This window comes from Pseudomonas sp. 20P_3.2_Bac5, assembly GCF_025466035.1.
Classification (GTDB): domain Bacteria; phylum Pseudomonadota; class Gammaproteobacteria; order Pseudomonadales; family Pseudomonadaceae; genus Aquipseudomonas.
In genome coordinates, this window is record NZ_JANLOA010000043.1 from 44,505 (window position 1) to 59,604 (window position 15,100).

At 64.5% G+C, this 15,100-nt stretch carries 14 protein-coding genes and 1 pseudogene; 13 read left to right on the forward strand and 2 right to left on the reverse strand.

Features of this window, described 5'->3' with window-relative positions:
- The first annotated feature begins 8 nt into the window (after positions 1 to 8).
- From fdhD to NTD88_RS07615, 13 genes and pseudogenes are all read left to right on the forward strand, one after another.
- Positions 9 to 845: a formate dehydrogenase accessory sulfurtransferase FdhD gene (gene fdhD, locus NTD88_RS07560; protein ID WP_175652919.1), complete on the forward strand. Its 837-nt coding sequence runs from the start codon at positions 9 to 11 to the stop codon at positions 843 to 845.
- Positions 842 to 3,178, forward strand: coding sequence for an FdhF/YdeP family oxidoreductase (locus NTD88_RS07565; RefSeq protein ID WP_262153873.1), 2,337 nt, complete (start codon positions 842 to 844; stop codon positions 3,176 to 3,178). The genes fdhD and NTD88_RS07565 overlap by 4 nt, the downstream gene beginning before the upstream one ends.
- A gap of 226 nt (positions 3,179 to 3,404) precedes the next feature.
- The gene (locus NTD88_RS07570; protein ID WP_095159489.1) at positions 3,405 to 3,878 is read left to right on the forward strand and encodes a YMGG-like glycine zipper-containing protein; all 474 of its coding nucleotides are present in this window, start codon (positions 3,405 to 3,407) and stop codon (positions 3,876 to 3,878) included.
- A 556-nt stretch (positions 3,879 to 4,434) separates the two neighbouring features.
- Positions 4,435 to 5,301 (forward strand): methyl-accepting chemotaxis protein, encoded by an 867-nt coding sequence (locus NTD88_RS28990; protein WP_256587887.1) that lies wholly within the window; start codon positions 4,435 to 4,437, stop codon positions 5,299 to 5,301.
- Between the two features lie 17 nt (positions 5,302 to 5,318).
- Positions 5,319 to 5,684 carry a response regulator gene (locus NTD88_RS07580; RefSeq protein ID WP_095159487.1) on the forward strand — a complete coding sequence of 122 codons (366 nt, stop codon included), beginning with the start codon at positions 5,319 to 5,321 and terminating at the stop codon, positions 5,682 to 5,684.
- Positions 5,684 to 5,992, forward strand: coding sequence for an STAS domain-containing protein (locus NTD88_RS07585; protein WP_262153874.1), 309 nt, complete (start codon positions 5,684 to 5,686; stop codon positions 5,990 to 5,992). The genes NTD88_RS07580 and NTD88_RS07585 overlap by 1 nt, the downstream gene beginning before the upstream one ends.
- Positions 5,993 to 5,995: 3 nt before the next feature.
- Positions 5,996 to 8,047: a chemotaxis protein CheA gene (locus tag NTD88_RS07590; RefSeq protein ID WP_095159485.1), complete on the forward strand. Its 2,052-nt coding sequence runs from the start codon at positions 5,996 to 5,998 to the stop codon at positions 8,045 to 8,047.
- Between the two features lie 8 nt (positions 8,048 to 8,055).
- Positions 8,056 to 8,577: pseudogene (locus NTD88_RS29145) on the forward strand (MCP four helix bundle domain-containing protein); the annotation flags it as partial.
- Positions 8,578 to 8,589: 12 nt separating this feature from the next.
- Complete coding sequence (locus tag NTD88_RS07595) at positions 8,590 to 9,660, forward strand: methyl-accepting chemotaxis protein (RefSeq protein ID WP_410017069.1); 1,071 nt, start codon at positions 8,590 to 8,592, stop codon at positions 9,658 to 9,660.
- A gap of 11 nt (positions 9,661 to 9,671) precedes the next feature.
- Positions 9,672 to 10,175, forward strand: a complete 504-nt coding sequence (locus NTD88_RS07600; RefSeq protein WP_262153875.1) for a chemotaxis protein CheW — start codon at positions 9,672 to 9,674, stop codon at positions 10,173 to 10,175.
- Position 10,176: 1 nt separating this feature from the next.
- Entirely contained in the window at positions 10,177 to 10,989 is an 813-nt protein-coding gene (locus NTD88_RS07605; RefSeq protein ID WP_095159482.1) for a CheR family methyltransferase, read from the forward strand.
- Entirely contained in the window at positions 10,986 to 12,053 is a 1,068-nt protein-coding gene (locus NTD88_RS07610; protein WP_095159481.1) for a chemotaxis response regulator protein-glutamate methylesterase, read from the forward strand. The genes NTD88_RS07605 and NTD88_RS07610 overlap by 4 nt, the downstream gene beginning before the upstream one ends.
- Before the next feature lie 154 nt (positions 12,054 to 12,207).
- Entirely contained in the window at positions 12,208 to 12,864 is a 657-nt protein-coding gene (locus NTD88_RS07615; RefSeq protein ID WP_095159480.1) for a response regulator, read from the forward strand.
- Positions 12,865 to 12,876: 12 nt separating this feature from the next.
- On the opposite strand, the gene NTD88_RS07620 is transcribed toward NTD88_RS07615, so the two are convergent.
- Both NTD88_RS07620 and NTD88_RS07625 read right to left on the reverse strand, forming a co-directional pair.
- The gene (locus NTD88_RS07620; protein WP_095159479.1) at positions 12,877 to 13,302 is read right to left on the reverse strand and encodes an acyl-CoA thioesterase; all 426 of its coding nucleotides are present in this window, start codon (positions 13,300 to 13,302) and stop codon (positions 12,877 to 12,879) included.
- Between the two features lie 253 nt (positions 13,303 to 13,555).
- On the reverse strand, positions 13,556 to 15,097 hold the full coding sequence (locus NTD88_RS07625; protein WP_262153876.1) for a phosphoenolpyruvate carboxykinase: 1,542 nt from the start codon (positions 15,095 to 15,097) through the stop codon (positions 13,556 to 13,558).
- Positions 15,098 to 15,100: the final 3 nt, after the last annotated feature.

The following is a 15,100-nucleotide window of genomic DNA, read 5'->3' on the forward strand; positions in this document are numbered from 1 at the left end:
ATCTAATAATGAGCAGCAAACCCCCGGCCTGTGCGGCTTCCACGCTTCTGGACGCCCCAGCCGCCAGCGTGCGTTACGACTACAGCCAGCTCGAAGACAACGCTCCCGCCAGCGCCGACCTCGCCGAAGAGGTGGCCCTGGCCATCGCCTTCAACGGCATCAGCCAGGCGGTCATGCTGGTAAGCCCTACCGATCTGGAAGACTTCGTCGTCGGTTTCAGCATTGGCAGCGGCATCGTCGAGCACATCGACGATATCTATGACGTGAAACTTGCCGGCAGCGGTTCGGCGCTGCACGCCCAGGTGGAAATCGCCAGCCGCGCCTTCTGGAACCTCAAGACCCAACGCCGACAGATGGCCGGCACCAGCGGCTGCGGCCTGTGCGGCGTGGAAGCCGTGGAACAGGCGCTGCCCGACCTCAAGGCCTTGCCCGGCGCGCCATTGCCGCCCGCCGAGTGGCTGGCCGGCCTGCGCCAGCGCATCAACACGTTCCAGCCGCTGGGCCAGCACTGCGGCGCGGTACATGCCGCGCTGTTCATGGATGCCCATGGTGAATTACTGATGGGCCGCGAAGACATCGGCCGACACAACGCCCTCGACAAGCTGATCGGCGCCCTGCTGCGCCAGCGCATCGACACCACCGGCGGCCTCGCCGTGGTCACCAGCCGCTGCAGCCTGGAACTGATCCAGAAAGTCCTGCGCGCCGGCATCCAGACCCTGGTCAGCCTGTCCTCGCCCACCGGCCTGGCGCTGCAATGGGCCCGCCGGCACAACCTGAACCTCATCCACCTGCCACAACACAGTGCGCCGAGGGTCTACAGCCCTGCACGGGAGAATCGATCGTGAGCCTGCATCATCAAGCCGACCAGAAACCCGTCCCGCGCTACAAACCCTACAACGGCGCCGCCGGTGGCTGGGGTGCGCTGCGCAGTGTGGCGCAGGCCTGGATCGGCAGCGACAACGCGCTGAAGAACATCCGCGCCCTGCTCAAGACCAACCAGAACGGCGGCTTTGACTGCCCCGGCTGCGCCTGGGGCGACTCGCCGGAAAGCGGCATGGTCAAGTTCTGCGAGAACGGCGCCAAGGCGGTGAACTGGGAGGCGACTAAGCGCCGCGTCGACAAGTCGTTCTTCGCCCGCCACAGCATCAGCTCGCTGCTGAGCCAGAGCGACTACTGGCTCGAATACCAGGGCCGACTGACCGAGCCGATGGCCTATGACCCGGCCAGCGACCGCTACAAACCGATTTCCTGGGATGAGGCCTTCGCCGTCATCGCCCGTCACCTCAACGCGCTGGAAAGCCCCGACCAGGCCGAGTTCTACACCTCGGGCCGGGCCAGCAACGAAGCGGCCTACCTGTACCAGTTGTTCGTTCGTGCCTTTGGCACCAACAACTTCCCGGACTGCTCGAACATGTGCCACGAAGCCAGCGGCGTGGCCCTGGGCCAGAGCGTCGGCGTCGGCAAGGGCACCGTGACCTTCGATGATTTCGAACACGCCGACGCGCTGTTCGTCTGGGGCCAGAACCCCGGCACCAACCACCCGCGGATGCTCGAACCGCTGCGCGAAGCGGTGAAACGCGGCGCCCAGGTGGTCTGCGTCAACCCACTCAAGGAGCGCGGCCTGGAACGCTTCCAGCACCCGCAGCACCCGATCGAAATGCTCACCAACGGCGACCGCCCGACCAACACCGCCTACTTCCGCCCGGCCTTGGGCGGCGACATGGCGATGATGCGCGGGATGGCCAAGTTCCTTCTGCAGTGGGAACGCGAAGCCCAGGCCAGTGGCGCCGAACCGGTGTTCGACCACGCCTTTATCGCCGAACACACCGCCACCGTGGACGACTACCTGGCGGCGGTGGACGCCACCTCGTGGGAACAGATCGAGTCGCAGTCAGGGCTGCCCCTGGCCGATATCGAACAGGCCGCGCGCATGTATGCGCGGGCGAAGAAAGTCATCATGTGCTGGGCCATGGGCATCACCCAGCACCGCCACTCGGTGGCGACCATCCAGGAAATCGCCAACCTCATGCTGCTGCGCGGCAACCTCGGCCAGCCGGGCGCCGGCCTGTGCCCGGTGCGCGGTCACAGCAACGTGCAGGGCGACCGCACCATGGGCATCAACGAGCGTCCGCCGGTGACTTTGCTGGACTCGCTGGAGCGTCATTTCGGCTTCAAGGTGCCGCGCCACAACGGCCACAACACCGTCGAAGCCATCCACGCCATGCTCGAAGGCAAGGCCAGGGTCTTCATCGGTCTGGGCGGCAACTTCGCCCAGGCCACGCCCGACACCGAGCGCACCGCCCAGGCCCTGCGCAACTGCGACCTGACCGTGCAGATCAGCACCAAGCTCAACCGCAGCCACCTGATTCACGGCAAGGAAGCGCTGATCCTGCCGTGCCTCGGCCGCACCGACATCGACCAGCAGGGCGAAGGCCCGCAGGCGGTGACCGTGGAAGACTCGTTCAGCATGGTCCACGCCTCCAACGGCCAATTGCAGCCGCTGTCGCGGCAGATGCGCTCGGAGCCGGCGGTGGTCGCCGGGATCGCCGCAGCGACCCTGGGCAGCCATCCGGTGGACTGGAACTGGCTGATCGCCGACTACGGACGCATCCGCGACCTGATCGCCCAGACCATTCCCGGTTTCGACCAGTTCAACGAACGCCTGCTCAACCCCGGTGGTTTCTACCTGGGCAACAGCGCCGGGCAGCGCATCTGGAAGACCGCCACCGGCAAGGCCAACTTCAAGGCCAATCGCCTGCCCGACGACCTGCTGCACGAAGGCGTGCGCGCCACTGGCCAGGTACCGGACCTGATCATGCAATCGATGCGCTCCCACGATCAGTACAACACCACCATCTACGGCCTCGATGACCGCTACCGTGGGGTCAGGGGCCAGCGTGACGTGCTGTTCGCCAACGAAGCCGACATCATTCGCCTGGGCTTCAACCCGGGCGACAAGGCCGATATCGTCTCGCTGTGGGGCGACGGGCTGGAGCGCCGGGTCAAGCGTTTCACCCTGCTGGCGTTCGACATCCCGGCGGGCCAGGCGGCGGCGTATTACCCGGAAGTGAACCCGCTGGTGCCGCTGGAAAGCGTAGGGGATGGGAGCCATACGCCGACGTCGAAGTTTGTGGCGATTCAGTTGCAGCGGGCGACGCCTGAGGCGCGGATCCTCTAAACACGCACACTCCTTCCGGGCGCTTTCCTGCGCCCACAAAAAAGGCCCTGACATCACTGTCAGGGCCCCGTTCAAGTAGCGTATGACCCACCAAAACACGATAAGTTTCACCCAGAAAACAACAACTTAGAAATATGTGTTGCAGTCGTGTTACTCGTCGGATTTACGTTGTCAGCCACACCTCAAGGAACGCAGGATCGCGGCGTCATCCCTTTGAGGCTCTCGTATGAAGTACTCCTCGATTCTCGTGTTGTCCCTCAGCCTGCTCAGTGGCGTTGCCAGTGCAGGCGGCACCACCGAAGCCGGTATTGGCGGCGCATTGGGTGGGGTATTGGGCTCGGTGGTCGGTCAGTCGCTCGGTGGCAGCACCGGCTCGGCGATCGGCGCAGGCCTCGGTGGCGCGGCCGGTAGTGCCGTCGGCGCCGACAAGCGCAGCCGTGGCGAAGCCGCCATCGGCGGTGCCCTGGGCGCAGCAGGCGGCAACGTGGTGGGCCGCAGCATGGGCGGCAACACCGGCAGCCTGATCGGTGCCGCAGCCGGCGGTGGCGCGGGCGGTGCACTGGGCAACTACATGGGCAACAAGGCCGATGAAGACGACCGTCGCTACAACGACCGCGGCCGTGGCTACGATCGCCGCTATGTGCATGACCGCGGTCATCACTACGGCCATCGCAAGCACAAGCGCAACTGGCGCCATTGATTGATGCCTGCGTATTCCGCCTCCCCCCCGGGGGCGGGATACGGAAAGCCCCCACAGTCCTTGCACCATTGGCTTATCAAGCCAAACGCCATCACACTTTTGGCTTACGCCATACACCTACGTTTCCTACCCTCTCCTAAGCCACGCCGGAATCTGCCGCTGCGCGGGCCCTAAAGCGTTTCAGCCAAAAATCCTGTCCACGCGGTCAGCGCGTACCCCACCTGTTTTTCCAAGGCACGCTCGTGACTGACCAGTCGGATTAAGGGGCGTCCCGATTTTGACGTCAAATGACTACCGCTACCATGCGAAGCCTTCAAAAGGACAGTAGGCGTAAGGGATGCGGATGTACTTGGGAATCGGGATAGGAATCGCCCTCTGCGCCGGTGGCATGTTCTTCGGCCAGCCCTGGGCGAACATCGCCGGGCTACTGCTGATCGCCCTGGCCGCCACGCTCTGGGGACCGCGCAAGATCGTCTCGCCAACCCCGTCCCACCTTGAACACCACCTCCCCCTCGAACAACCACCGCATCCGCTGGAGCAACTGCTGCCGGTGGTGATGCCGTCCTGGACCGACAGCCTGCAACAGAGCCGCCGCCTCCTTTCGGACAACATCGGCGGGCTGCTCGGACGCTTCACCGACATCAGCCAGCGCCTGCAGGCCAGCCTCGACCAGAGCGAAGACGTGCTGACCAGCGGCGGCCTCGGCGAGAACCTGCGCGACGCCAACCAGCGCCTGCAAGGGGTGACCGAAGCCTTCGCCGCCGGCAGCCGCCGCCAGCAGGAATTTCTCGCCACCATCGGCCACCTCGGCAGCTACACCGGCGAATTGCAGCAGATGGCCCGCCACGTCCAGGAAATCGCCAGCCAGACCAACCTGCTGGCGCTCAACGCCGCCATCGAAGCCGCCCGTGCCGGTGAGTTCGGCCGCGGCTTCGCGGTGGTTGCCGACGAGGTGCGCAAGCTGTCCCGGCTGTCCGCTGAGACCGGCCGTTCGATGGACAGCAAGGTCGGCGAGATCAACCAGGCGATCCAGTCCAGCATTGAAGCTGCCAACGAACTCAGTACCGAAGAACAGCAAAACCTGGCCCGCCTTGAACAGGTGCTGAGCGAAGTCATCAACGGTCTGGGCGACAACCTCGACGCCCTCGATGCCGCCTCGCGCAACCTGCAAGGCAACGCCCGTTCGACCCAGGACGACATCCACGCCGTGATGGTCGCCCTGCAGTTCCAGGACCGCGCCGACCAGATGCTCGACCACCTTCAGACCGATTTGCTGCAACTGCTCGACGCCGTCGAGCGCCGCGACCAGCGCCTGCACGATGCCCAGGCGTGGCTCGCCCGCCTGCGCGAGCGCTTCACCACCAGTGAAGAACGCGCCGGCCACAGCCAGGCGGCCACTACCAGCGACGTCACCTTTTTCTAACTGCAGAGTGCCCTGACATGGCCAAGACCATCCTGATCGTCGATGACTCCGCCTCAATGCGCCAACTGGTAAAGATCAGCCTCAACGGCACCGGTCACCAGATCATCGAAGCAAGCGACGGGCGCGACGCCCTGAGCAAGCTGAACGGGCAAAAGATCAACCTGATCATCAGCGACGTGAACATGCCCAACCTCGACGGCATCGGGCTGGTCAAGGCGGTCAAGGCCAAGCCTGAATACCGCTTCACGCCGATCATGATGCTCACCACCGAAAGCGAGCAGGCCAAGAAAGCCGAGGGCCAGGCCGCAGGCGCCAAGGCCTGGATCGTCAAGCCGTTCCAGCCGCAGCAACTGCTGGCGGCCGTCGAAAAGCTGATCGGCTGATGGCCGCCCTCACGCTGCATCCGGCCAGCGACCGGGAACCCGCACGGCTGAGCATGCAGGGTGACCTGACGATCTACGAAGCGAGCGAGACGCAACAGGCACTGCTCGCCCTGCTGCCCGACGACCCCGGCCCCTGGACCCTCGACCTGAGCGGCCTGGACGACCTCGACAGCGCCGGCGTCCAGGTGCTGCTGGCCTTGCAAAAGACCCTGACCGAGGGCGCGCAGGTCACCGCGCTGTCCGAGCGGGCCCTCGCGCTGGTGCAGTTGTTGCGCCTCGAAGCCCTGTACCCGGCGAGCAAGGAGTGAGCGATGTTCGATAGCGATCAATGGAGCCAACTGCTCGAAGGCTTTCTCGAAGAAGCCCGCGACCTGCTCAAGGAAGCCGAGGACAACCTGCTGCGTCTGGAACAGACCAGCGATGACGCCGAGGCGATCAACGCGCTGTTCCGCGCCGTGCACACCCTCAAGGGCTCGGCGGGGATTTTTTCACTTGATCCGCTGGTGTCGCTGGCCCACCAACTGGAAAACCAGCTAATGGGCGTGCGCGACGGCCAGCGCAGCCTAAACCCGGCGCTGGTTTCGCTGATGCTCGAGTGCATGGACGAGCTCAACGGCATGGTCGAAAGCATCGACCCGCACAGCGCCACCCTCGCCCCGCACACGCCGCGCCAGGCGCAACTGTTGCTGGCGCTCGGCGGTGTCGCGTCGGAAACCGGCGAAGCAATCGCTAGCCACACGGCCGAGGCTGCGGGCGAGATCAACGAGTGGTTCCTGTCGATCCGCTTCGACAACGAGCTGCTGCGCAACGGTTTCGAGCCAAGCAGCTTCCTGCGTTACCTGGACCGGCTGGGCAAGGTCACCTCACTGCAAACCCTCGCCTGGGCCGTGCCGGACCTCCACGCGCTGGACGCCGAAGCCTGCTACCTCGGCTTCGAACTGACCCTGATCAGCGCCGCAAGCCGCGAGGAACTGGAAGATGTCTTTGCCCTGGCCGCAGACTTCTGCACCTTGCGCCTGCAAGTCCAGGAGGACGCCGACAGCCCCGCAGCGGACCCTGTTGTCACCCCGACGCAAACGTTAGCGCCCGCCCCGCAAGCGCCGGAACCGACGGTTGCGCCGGCCGCCAGCAGCGAGCCGCGCAACGGCAACGGCAGCAGCCTGGTCAAGGTCGCCGCGCACAAGCTCGACGAGTTGATCAACCTGGTCGGCGAGTTGGTCATCAGCACCGCCGGGGCGCAGATGCAATCGCTGCGCAGCGGCTCCACCGCCTGCATCGAGAGCGTCCAGGCGGTGCAGCAGCACGTCGAGCAGATTCGCGAACTGGCGCTGAAACTGCGCATGGTGGAAATCGGCGAAACCTTCAACCGCTTCCACCGCGTGGTCCGCGATGTCAGCCAGGCGCTGAACAAGAAGATCCAGCTCACCCTGTCCGGCAGCGAAACCGAACTGGACAAGACCCTCATCGACCGCATCGCCGACCCGCTGGTGCACTTGGTGCGCAACGCCATCGACCACGGCATCGAACCTTCCAGCGAGCGCCGCGCCGCCGGCAAGCCGGAACAGGGCAGCCTGCGCCTGAACGCCTTTCACGACTCGGGAATGATCGTGCTGGAAGTCAGCGATGACGGTCGCGGCCTGAACACCGAGCGCATCCGCGAGAAAGCCATCGCCCGCGGCATGCTCGATGCCGACGCGCAACTGAGCGATCAGGACATTCATCTGCTGATCTTCGAGCCGGGCTTTTCCACGGCCGATGCGGTGTCCAACCTGTCCGGTCGCGGGGTCGGCATGGACGTGGTGCGCAGCGCCATCGACGAGTTGCGCGGGATCATCGAGATCGAGTCGCAGCCCGGCCAGGGCTGCACCTTCCGTATCCGCCTGCCACTGACCCTGGCGATCATCGACGGCTTTCTGGTCAGCGTCGGCGGCGACCACTTCGTCATCCCGCTGGACATGGTCACCGAGTGCATGGAAGAGCGCACAGACGCCCTCGATGCCAGCGGCCACCTCAACCTGCGGGGCAAGCCGCTGCCCAGCGTCGATCTTGGCCGGCACTTCGGCTTGCGCGGTGATCCGCGCGTGCGCCGCAACATCGTCGTGGTCAGCCAGGGCCGGCAGCAGGCCGGGCTGATCGTCGAGCAGTTGCTGGGCGAATTGCAGACCGTGATCAAACCCCTGGGGCAGATGTTCCAGCACCTGTCCGGCATCAGCGGCTCGACCATCCTCGGCTCCGGCCAGGTCGCGCTGATCCTCGATATTCCCAGCCTGTTCCGCCACTTGCAGCAACGCGCCGAGAGCGAACCGCGCCTCGCCACGTCACCGAGCATGCTCAGCCCCTTTGGAGAGTCACCATGCAAATGATCAGCAACATGAAAATAGGTGTGCGCCTGACCCTGGGCTTTCTGCTGGTGGTCGCGCTGACGGCGATCATCGGCTTCATCGGCATCCGCAACCTGAGCCAGGTCAACGACCTGTCCGACCGCATGTACGACGTCGATGTGGTGGGCCTGACGACCTTGCAGGAGGCCAATATCCAGTTGCTCATGGCCAACCGCGCGGTGCGCCGCAGCCTGATGTCGGCCACGGTCGAAGAGCGTGACGAGGCGGCCCGCGTCGCCCGTGAAGCGATGGACAAGACCCGCGACCTGCTGACCCGTTCGCGGCAGTACTTCCTGACCCGCGAAGGCCAGATCCAGGTCGAGGCCATCGAAGCCCCACTGCAGAAATACATCGCGGCCGCCAATCAGGTGCTGACGGTCCACCAACAATCCGGCGCCCTGCAGCCGATGACCGAGACCCTGGCGCTGATGCCAGGCAACACCGAAGCGGCCAACGAAGTCGATCGCCTGCTCGGCGACGCCAGCACCGCCAAGCAGGCGCGCGCCGGCGAAGCCAATGCGGCGATCAGCGAGATCGCCGAAAACTCGCGCACCCAGATGATCATCCTGGTGGCGGTCGCCACCCTGCTCGGCATGCTGGTCGGCGTGCTGGTCACCCGCAGCATCACCCGTCCGCTGCTCGGCGCGGTACAGGCTGCCGACCGCATGGCGGCCGGCGACCTCAGCCAGGACCTGCAGATCGACCGCAAGGATGAAACCGGCCGCCTGCTCGGCGCGATGCAGAACATGACCGAGCGCCTGCGCAGCATCCTCGGCGATGTGCGCAGCTCCGCCGACGCGCTGTCGTCGGCCTCCGAGCAGGTCAGTTCGACGTCCCAGTCCCTCAGCCAGGCGGCCAACGAACAGGCCGCCAGCGTCGAACAGACCAGCGCCTCGGTGGAAGAAATGTCCGCCTCCATCGCGCAGAACACCGAAAGCGCCAAGATCACCGACGGCATCGCCGGCAAGGCCGCCAATGACGCGGTGCAAGGCGGCGGCGCGGTGGGCGACACCGTGCTGGCGATGAAACAGATCGCGGACAAGATCGGCATCATCGACGACATCGCCTACCAGACCAACCTGCTCGCCCTCAACGCCGCCATCGAAGCCGCCCGCGCCGGCGATCACGGCAAGGGCTTCGCGGTGGTCGCCGCCGAGGTGCGCAAGCTCGCCGAGCGCAGCCAGGTGGCCGCGCAGGAAATCGGACAAGTGGCCTCCAGCAGCGTGCGACTGGCCGAACAGGCCGGGCAACTGCTGGGCGAAATCGTGCCGAATATCCAGCGCACCTCTGACCTGGTCCAGGAAATCACTGCCGCGTCGCAGGAGCAGAGCAGCGCCGCCGGGCAGATCAACATCGCTATGGGCCAGATGAACCAGATCACCCAGCAGAACGCCTCGGCCTCCGAGGAACTGGCAGCCACCGCCGAGGAAATGAACGCCCAGGCCAGCCAGTTGCAGGAACTGATCGGTTATTTCCGCTTCGAACAAGGCAGTGCACCGCTGCGCGCCACGCGGGCCGGCGACAGCCTGCCAGCACCGGTGCGCTCCGGCCCCAAGGCCCTGATCGATGAAGGCCAGTTCGTCAGCTTCACTTGAGCGAGGTGCCCATGAACCAGCCACAACGAATCGAAGCGCAAGCCGACGCCATCCAGCACCTGAGCTTTCGCGTGCGCGAGGCCGGCTACGCGCTGCCCATCGATCTGGTGCGGGAAATCATCGAGTACGCCGAAGTCACCCGCGTACCGATGATGCCGAGCTACATCCACGGCGTGATCAACCTGCGCGGCAACGTGGTGCCGGTGCTGGACCTGGCTGCGCGTTTCGGCCTGAGCCTGACCGATCCCGGCAACCGCACCTGCATCGTGATCATCGAACTGGCGCTGGACGCCGGCCTGCAACGCATCGGCCTGGTGGTGGACGAGGTGGACGAAGTGCTGGAGATCGACCCGCGGCAGATCATGCCGCCACCGGCCTTCGGCACCGCGATCCGCTCGGACTTCATCGCCGGCATGGCGCAGCACGCCCAGGAGTTCCTGATCATCCTGAACATGCTGCAAGTGCTGTCGCTGGATGACATCCGTCACCTCAGCCAGGCATCGAAGGTCCACTGACATGTCCGCCATGCCTTCGCTGCCGGTACTCGGCGAGCAGAACTTCCGCCAGTTGCAGCAATTGATGCAGGACGCATCGGGCATCCACCTGTCCAGCAACAAACGCTCACTGGTGGCCGGGCGCCTGTTGAAGCGCCTGCGCCACTTCGACCTCGACAGCTACGACGACTACCTGAACCGCCTGACGCACCCGCAATACGCCAGAGAGCGGCGCCTGGTGGTCGATCTGCTGACCACCAACGAGACCTACTTCTTCCGCGAGTTCGCCCACTTCGAATTCCTCGGCCAGTGGCTCAAGGGGCGCGGTGGTCCGCTGCGCCTGTGGAGCGCCGCTTGCTCGTCGGGCGAGGAGCCTTACAGCCTGGCCATGACCGCCGCCGAACATACCCGCGGCAACGAGTGGTCGATCCTCGCCAGTGACCTCAGCCTGAGCATGCTCGGCCTCGCCGAACAGGGCATCTACGACATGGCCCAGGCGCGCTACTTTCCTGACGGCTGGTTGCACCGCCACTGCCTCTGCGGCGTGGAGGACATGGAGGGCCGCATGCGCGTGCAAGGGTGGCTGCGGGCCAAGGTGCAACTGCGCGAGATCAACGTGGTGCAGCCGCTGCCGGAATCGATCGGCCAGTTCGACGTGATCTTCCTGCGCAACCTGCTGATCTATTTCGACACCGCGCAGAAGCAGCGCATCGTTCGCAGCCTCAGCGACAAACTGCGCCCGGGTGGCCTGCTGTTCATCGGCCACGCCGAAAGCATCCACGGCTTCGACCTGCCGCTGCGTCCGGTCAGGCCTTCGGTGTTCGAACGCCTATGATCGAGCGTGATAGACCGATTCGCGTATTCATCGTCGATGACTCGGCGCTGGTCCGCCAGGTGCTCAGCCAGTTCCTCGGCAATCATCCCGGCATCCAGGTGATCGGCATGGCCGCCGACCCGATCTACGCGATCAACAAGATGCGCCGCGACTGGCCCGACGTGCTGGTGCTGGACGTGGAAATGCCGCGCATGGACGGCCTGACCTTCCTGCGCCAGATCATGGCCGAGCGACCGACGCCCACCATCATTTGCTCGACCCTCACCGAAGCCGGCACCGACCTCAACCTGGAGGCGCTGGCGGCGGGTGCGGTGGGCGTGTTCACCAAGGCGAAGCTGGGTTTGCGCCAGAGCCTGGAGAATCTTGCCGGCACCCTGGTGCGCTGCATCGAGGACGCGGCGAAGACCCGGCCGGTCGCCCGGCACACGCTGCCGCCGCTGGAAAAAAAAGACCTGCCGCCCAGCCCCGCGCTGCGCCAAACCACTGATCGAATCGTTACACTTGGCTGCTCGACCGGCGGCACCCAGGCGCTGGAATTCCTCTTGCGGCAATTGCCGCGCGATTGTCCGGGCCTGGTGATCGTTCAACACATGCCGGAGAAGTTCACCGCCGATTTCGCGCGCCGCCTCAACGGGCTTTGCCAGATCGAAGTACGCGAGGCCAGGCACCTGGATCGCGTTCACTCCGGGCTGGCATTGCTGGCACCCGGAGGCCTGCACATGCAGCTCAAGCGCAGCGGTGCGCACTACCTGGTCGAAGTGCTCGACGGCCCCGCCGTCAACCGGCACAAGCCCTCGGTCGATGTCCTGTTCCGTTCCGCCGCTCGCCATGCCGGCAGCAATGCCCTGGGCATCATCATGACCGGCATGGGTGACGACGGAGCCCGTGGCCTGCTGGCCATGCGCGAACAGGGTGCCCACACCGTGGCCCAGGACGAGGCCAGTTGCGTGGTGTTCGGCATGCCCAAGGAAGCCATTCGCCTCGGCGCGGCCCAGACCATCGAGCCGCTGGATCGCCTGCCGACGCTGATCAACCAGTTCAGCGCCAGCGTTCGCAATGGCTGAGCATTTCCAGATCAGACCACCCCCACAGCCGCCTTTTTCGCGCCGCCGCTGAGCGGTGCACGACACGCAGGCATTCACCGCAAGGGAGCAACACAGCGCAGCGACGATTCGTTCCACATCAACGTCCAACCCTACGCGACACGGGCTCAAACCTATGCTTTGCCGTTTACTGATTGCCGACGACTCGCCCCTGTTCCGCGCAGGCCTGCGAGCGTTGCTCGAACAAAAACAAGAATACGCTGTGGTCGGAGAAGCAGGCGACGCGGTTACCACCCTCGAGCTGTCCGAACAGCTCAAGCCCGACATCATCCTGCTGGATATCGCCCTCGGCACGCTGACCGGCGAGGAGTTGCTGCGCGAGCTGTACCTGCGCGTGCCGGCCTGCACGGTGCTGATGTTGTCGTCGCGTTCGGAACTGGAATTCGTCATGCACTGCCTGCAACAGGGCGCCCACGGGTTCCTGCTGAAAAGCGCGACGGTGCAGGAGCTGGAGCTGGCTCTGCAGTCACTGCGTGGCGGCGGGCAGTACCTGTCCTCGGCGGTGCTACCGCTGGTGATCGGTCAGGCGGTAAAACAGAACCGCCGCCGCCCCCAGGTCAGCACGGCGATGCAGCTCACCGCGCGGCAACTGGAGATCCTGCGGCTGATCGCCCGTGGCGAATCGACCCGCTCCATCGCCGACGGCCTGGGCCTGAGCGTGAAGACCGTCGAAGCGCATCGTTCGCAAATCATGCACCGGCTGCAGATTCACGACGTGCCGGGGCTGGTGTTGTTTGCCGTACGTGAAGGGATTATCCGGCTCAACGACTGAGCCCGACGGCCTTTAGTTCAGCGAGAGCAGCGCCATCTTCAGAGTGTCGGGAAAGGTCGCAGGCGTGCCTGTGGCGCGCTCGATGAACACCTGCACCACCCGGCCAAGGGCATAGAGCTGCTTGCCGGCGTAGTCGAACAGGGCCACCTCGAACTCCACCGTGCTGCCGGCGATACGCTCGGCCCGGATGCCCACCTGCAACAGATCGGTGAAGCCCGCCGAGGCGTAGAAATCGCAGGAGGAACTCACCACGAATGCCACCACCTCGCCTTCCTGCGGATCGATTTCACCGTGGGTGACGAGGTACGACTGGATCACGGTGTCGAAAAAGCTGTAGACCGCGGCGCTGGCGATCTGACCGTTGATGTCCGCGTCCTGCCAGCGGGTGGAGATGAATTCAGCGTGGGGGAAATGTTCAATCTGCAACGGATCGGACACGGGTGCTCTCCATGGAGTGAAGTGCCGATGCTGAAGGATTGTGTCGCTGATGGCCAATAGAAAAGGTTGTTTACGGGGGCCAGGATCCGGTGATGGCCACCCTGTACTAGCCGACAGGTGTTTAGCGCCCTTGAGATCGAGCGCCGCCCACGCGGCGCATCGCGACGGTTCGGCGCCCCGACAAGATTTTCCATAAAAAAAGCCCCGACTCTCACGAGCCGGGGCTTTTTTTCAGTCTGCGGTCAGCAGCAACTTACAGTTGCGGACCAGCCGCCTTGATGGCATCGGAAACTTCGAATTTCTTGAAGTTCTCGATGAACAGATTGGCCAAGCCTTTCGCCGCTTCGTCGTAGGCAGCCTGGTCAGCCCAGGTGGTACGCGGGTTCAGCAGCTCGGTATCAACGCCTGGAACCGACTTCGGCACGTCCAGGTTGATGATGCCCAGGTGTTCGGTTTCAGCGCCGATCAGAGCACCGCTCTGGATGGCCGCGATCACCGCACGGGTGGTCGGGATGCTGAAACGCTTGCCGACGCCGTAGCCACCACCAGTCCAACCGGTGTTGACCAGGTAGACCTTGGAGCCGAAGCCCTTGATGCGCTTGATCAGCAGCTCGGCGTATTCGCCAGCCGGACGCGGGAAGAACGGTGCGCCGAAGCAGGTGGAGAAGGTCGACTTGATGCCGCCGCCCGAACCCATTTCGGTGGAACCGACCAGCGCGGTGTAGCCGGACAGGAAGTGATACGCAGCCTGCTCGTTGTTCAGGATCGACACGGGTGGCAGTACGCCGGTCAGGTCGCAGGTCAGGAAGATGACCGCATTAGGCTCGCCGCCCAGGTTCTGCTCGGAACGCTTCTCGACGTGCTCCAGCGGGTACGCGGCGCGGCTGTTCTGGGTCAGGCTGCCATCGGCGTAGTCAGCGTGCTTGGCATCGTCCAGGACGACGTTCTCCAGGACTGCTCCGTGCTTGATGGCTTTCCAGATGACCGGCTCGTTCTTCTCGGACAAGTCGATGCACTTGGCGTAGCAGCCGCCTTCGATGTTGAAGACAACGCCTTCGCCCCAACCGTGCTCGTCGTCACCGATCAGGTAACGGCTTTCGTCAGCCGACAGGGTGGTCTTGCCAGTGCCCGACAGACCGAAGAACAGGGTCACGTCGCCTTCTTCACCGATGTTGGCAGCGCAGTGCATTGGCAGCACGTCAGCGGCCGGCAGCAGGAAGTTCTGCACCGAGAACATGGCTTTCTTCATCTCACCGGCATAGCGCATGCCAGCGATCAGGACTTTTTTCTGAGCGAAGTTGAGGATGACGCAACCATCGGAGTTGGTGCCGTCACGCTCTGGAACGCATTCGAAGTTGGCGACGTTCAGGACCTGCCACTCTTGCCGGCCAGCAGGGTTGTACTGGGCCGGGTTGATGAACAGGCAACGACCGAACAGGTTCTGCCAGGCAGTCTGGGTGGTCATCTTGACGGCGAGGTAGTGATCCTCGGCAGCGCCTACGTGAACGTGGGAAACGAAGTGCTCCTGGGCGTTGTTGAACGCCTCGACGCGAGCCCACAGGGCATCGAACTTGTCGGCGGGGAACTTGCGGTTGATCGGGCCCCAGGCGATTGCGTCCTGGGTGCTCGGCTCTTCGACGATGAAACGGTCAACTGGCGAACGACCAGTGCGGTGACCGGTTTTCACGACCAGCGCGCCAGTATCGGCCAGTTCGCCTTCACCGCGTTGCAGCGCTTCTTGTACCAGCTCGTCGACACTCAGATCGGTGTACACGGCGTTATTGGCTTGCGTCATGAG

What these genes read in the sequence shown, in the direction of transcription:
- fdhD (WP_175652919.1), top strand. Translation starts at nt 9, where the DNA reads ATGAGCAGCAAACCCCCGGCCTGTGCGGCTTCCACGCTTCTGGACGCC.
- NTD88_RS07570 (WP_095159489.1), top strand. Translation starts at nt 3,405, where the DNA reads ATGAAGTACTCCTCGATTCTCGTGTTGTCCCTCAGCCTGCTCAGTGGC.
- NTD88_RS28990 (WP_256587887.1), top strand. Translation starts at nt 4,435, where the DNA reads ATGCCGTCCTGGACCGACAGCCTGCAACAGAGCCGCCGCCTCCTTTCG.
- NTD88_RS07580 (WP_095159487.1), top strand. Translation starts at nt 5,319, where the DNA reads ATGGCCAAGACCATCCTGATCGTCGATGACTCCGCCTCAATGCGCCAA.
- NTD88_RS07585 (WP_262153874.1), top strand. Translation starts at nt 5,684, where the DNA reads ATGGCCGCCCTCACGCTGCATCCGGCCAGCGACCGGGAACCCGCACGG.
- NTD88_RS07590 (WP_095159485.1), top strand. Translation starts at nt 5,996, where the DNA reads ATGTTCGATAGCGATCAATGGAGCCAACTGCTCGAAGGCTTTCTCGAA.
- NTD88_RS07600 (WP_262153875.1), top strand. Translation starts at nt 9,672, where the DNA reads ATGAACCAGCCACAACGAATCGAAGCGCAAGCCGACGCCATCCAGCAC.
- NTD88_RS07605 (WP_095159482.1), top strand. Translation starts at nt 10,177, where the DNA reads ATGTCCGCCATGCCTTCGCTGCCGGTACTCGGCGAGCAGAACTTCCGC.
- NTD88_RS07610 (WP_095159481.1), top strand. Translation starts at nt 10,986, where the DNA reads ATGATCGAGCGTGATAGACCGATTCGCGTATTCATCGTCGATGACTCG.
- NTD88_RS07615 (WP_095159480.1), top strand. Translation starts at nt 12,208, where the DNA reads ATGCTTTGCCGTTTACTGATTGCCGACGACTCGCCCCTGTTCCGCGCA.
- NTD88_RS07625 (WP_262153876.1), bottom strand. Translation starts at nt 15,097, where the DNA reads ATGACGCAAGCCAATAACGCCGTGTACACCGATCTGAGTGTCGACGAG.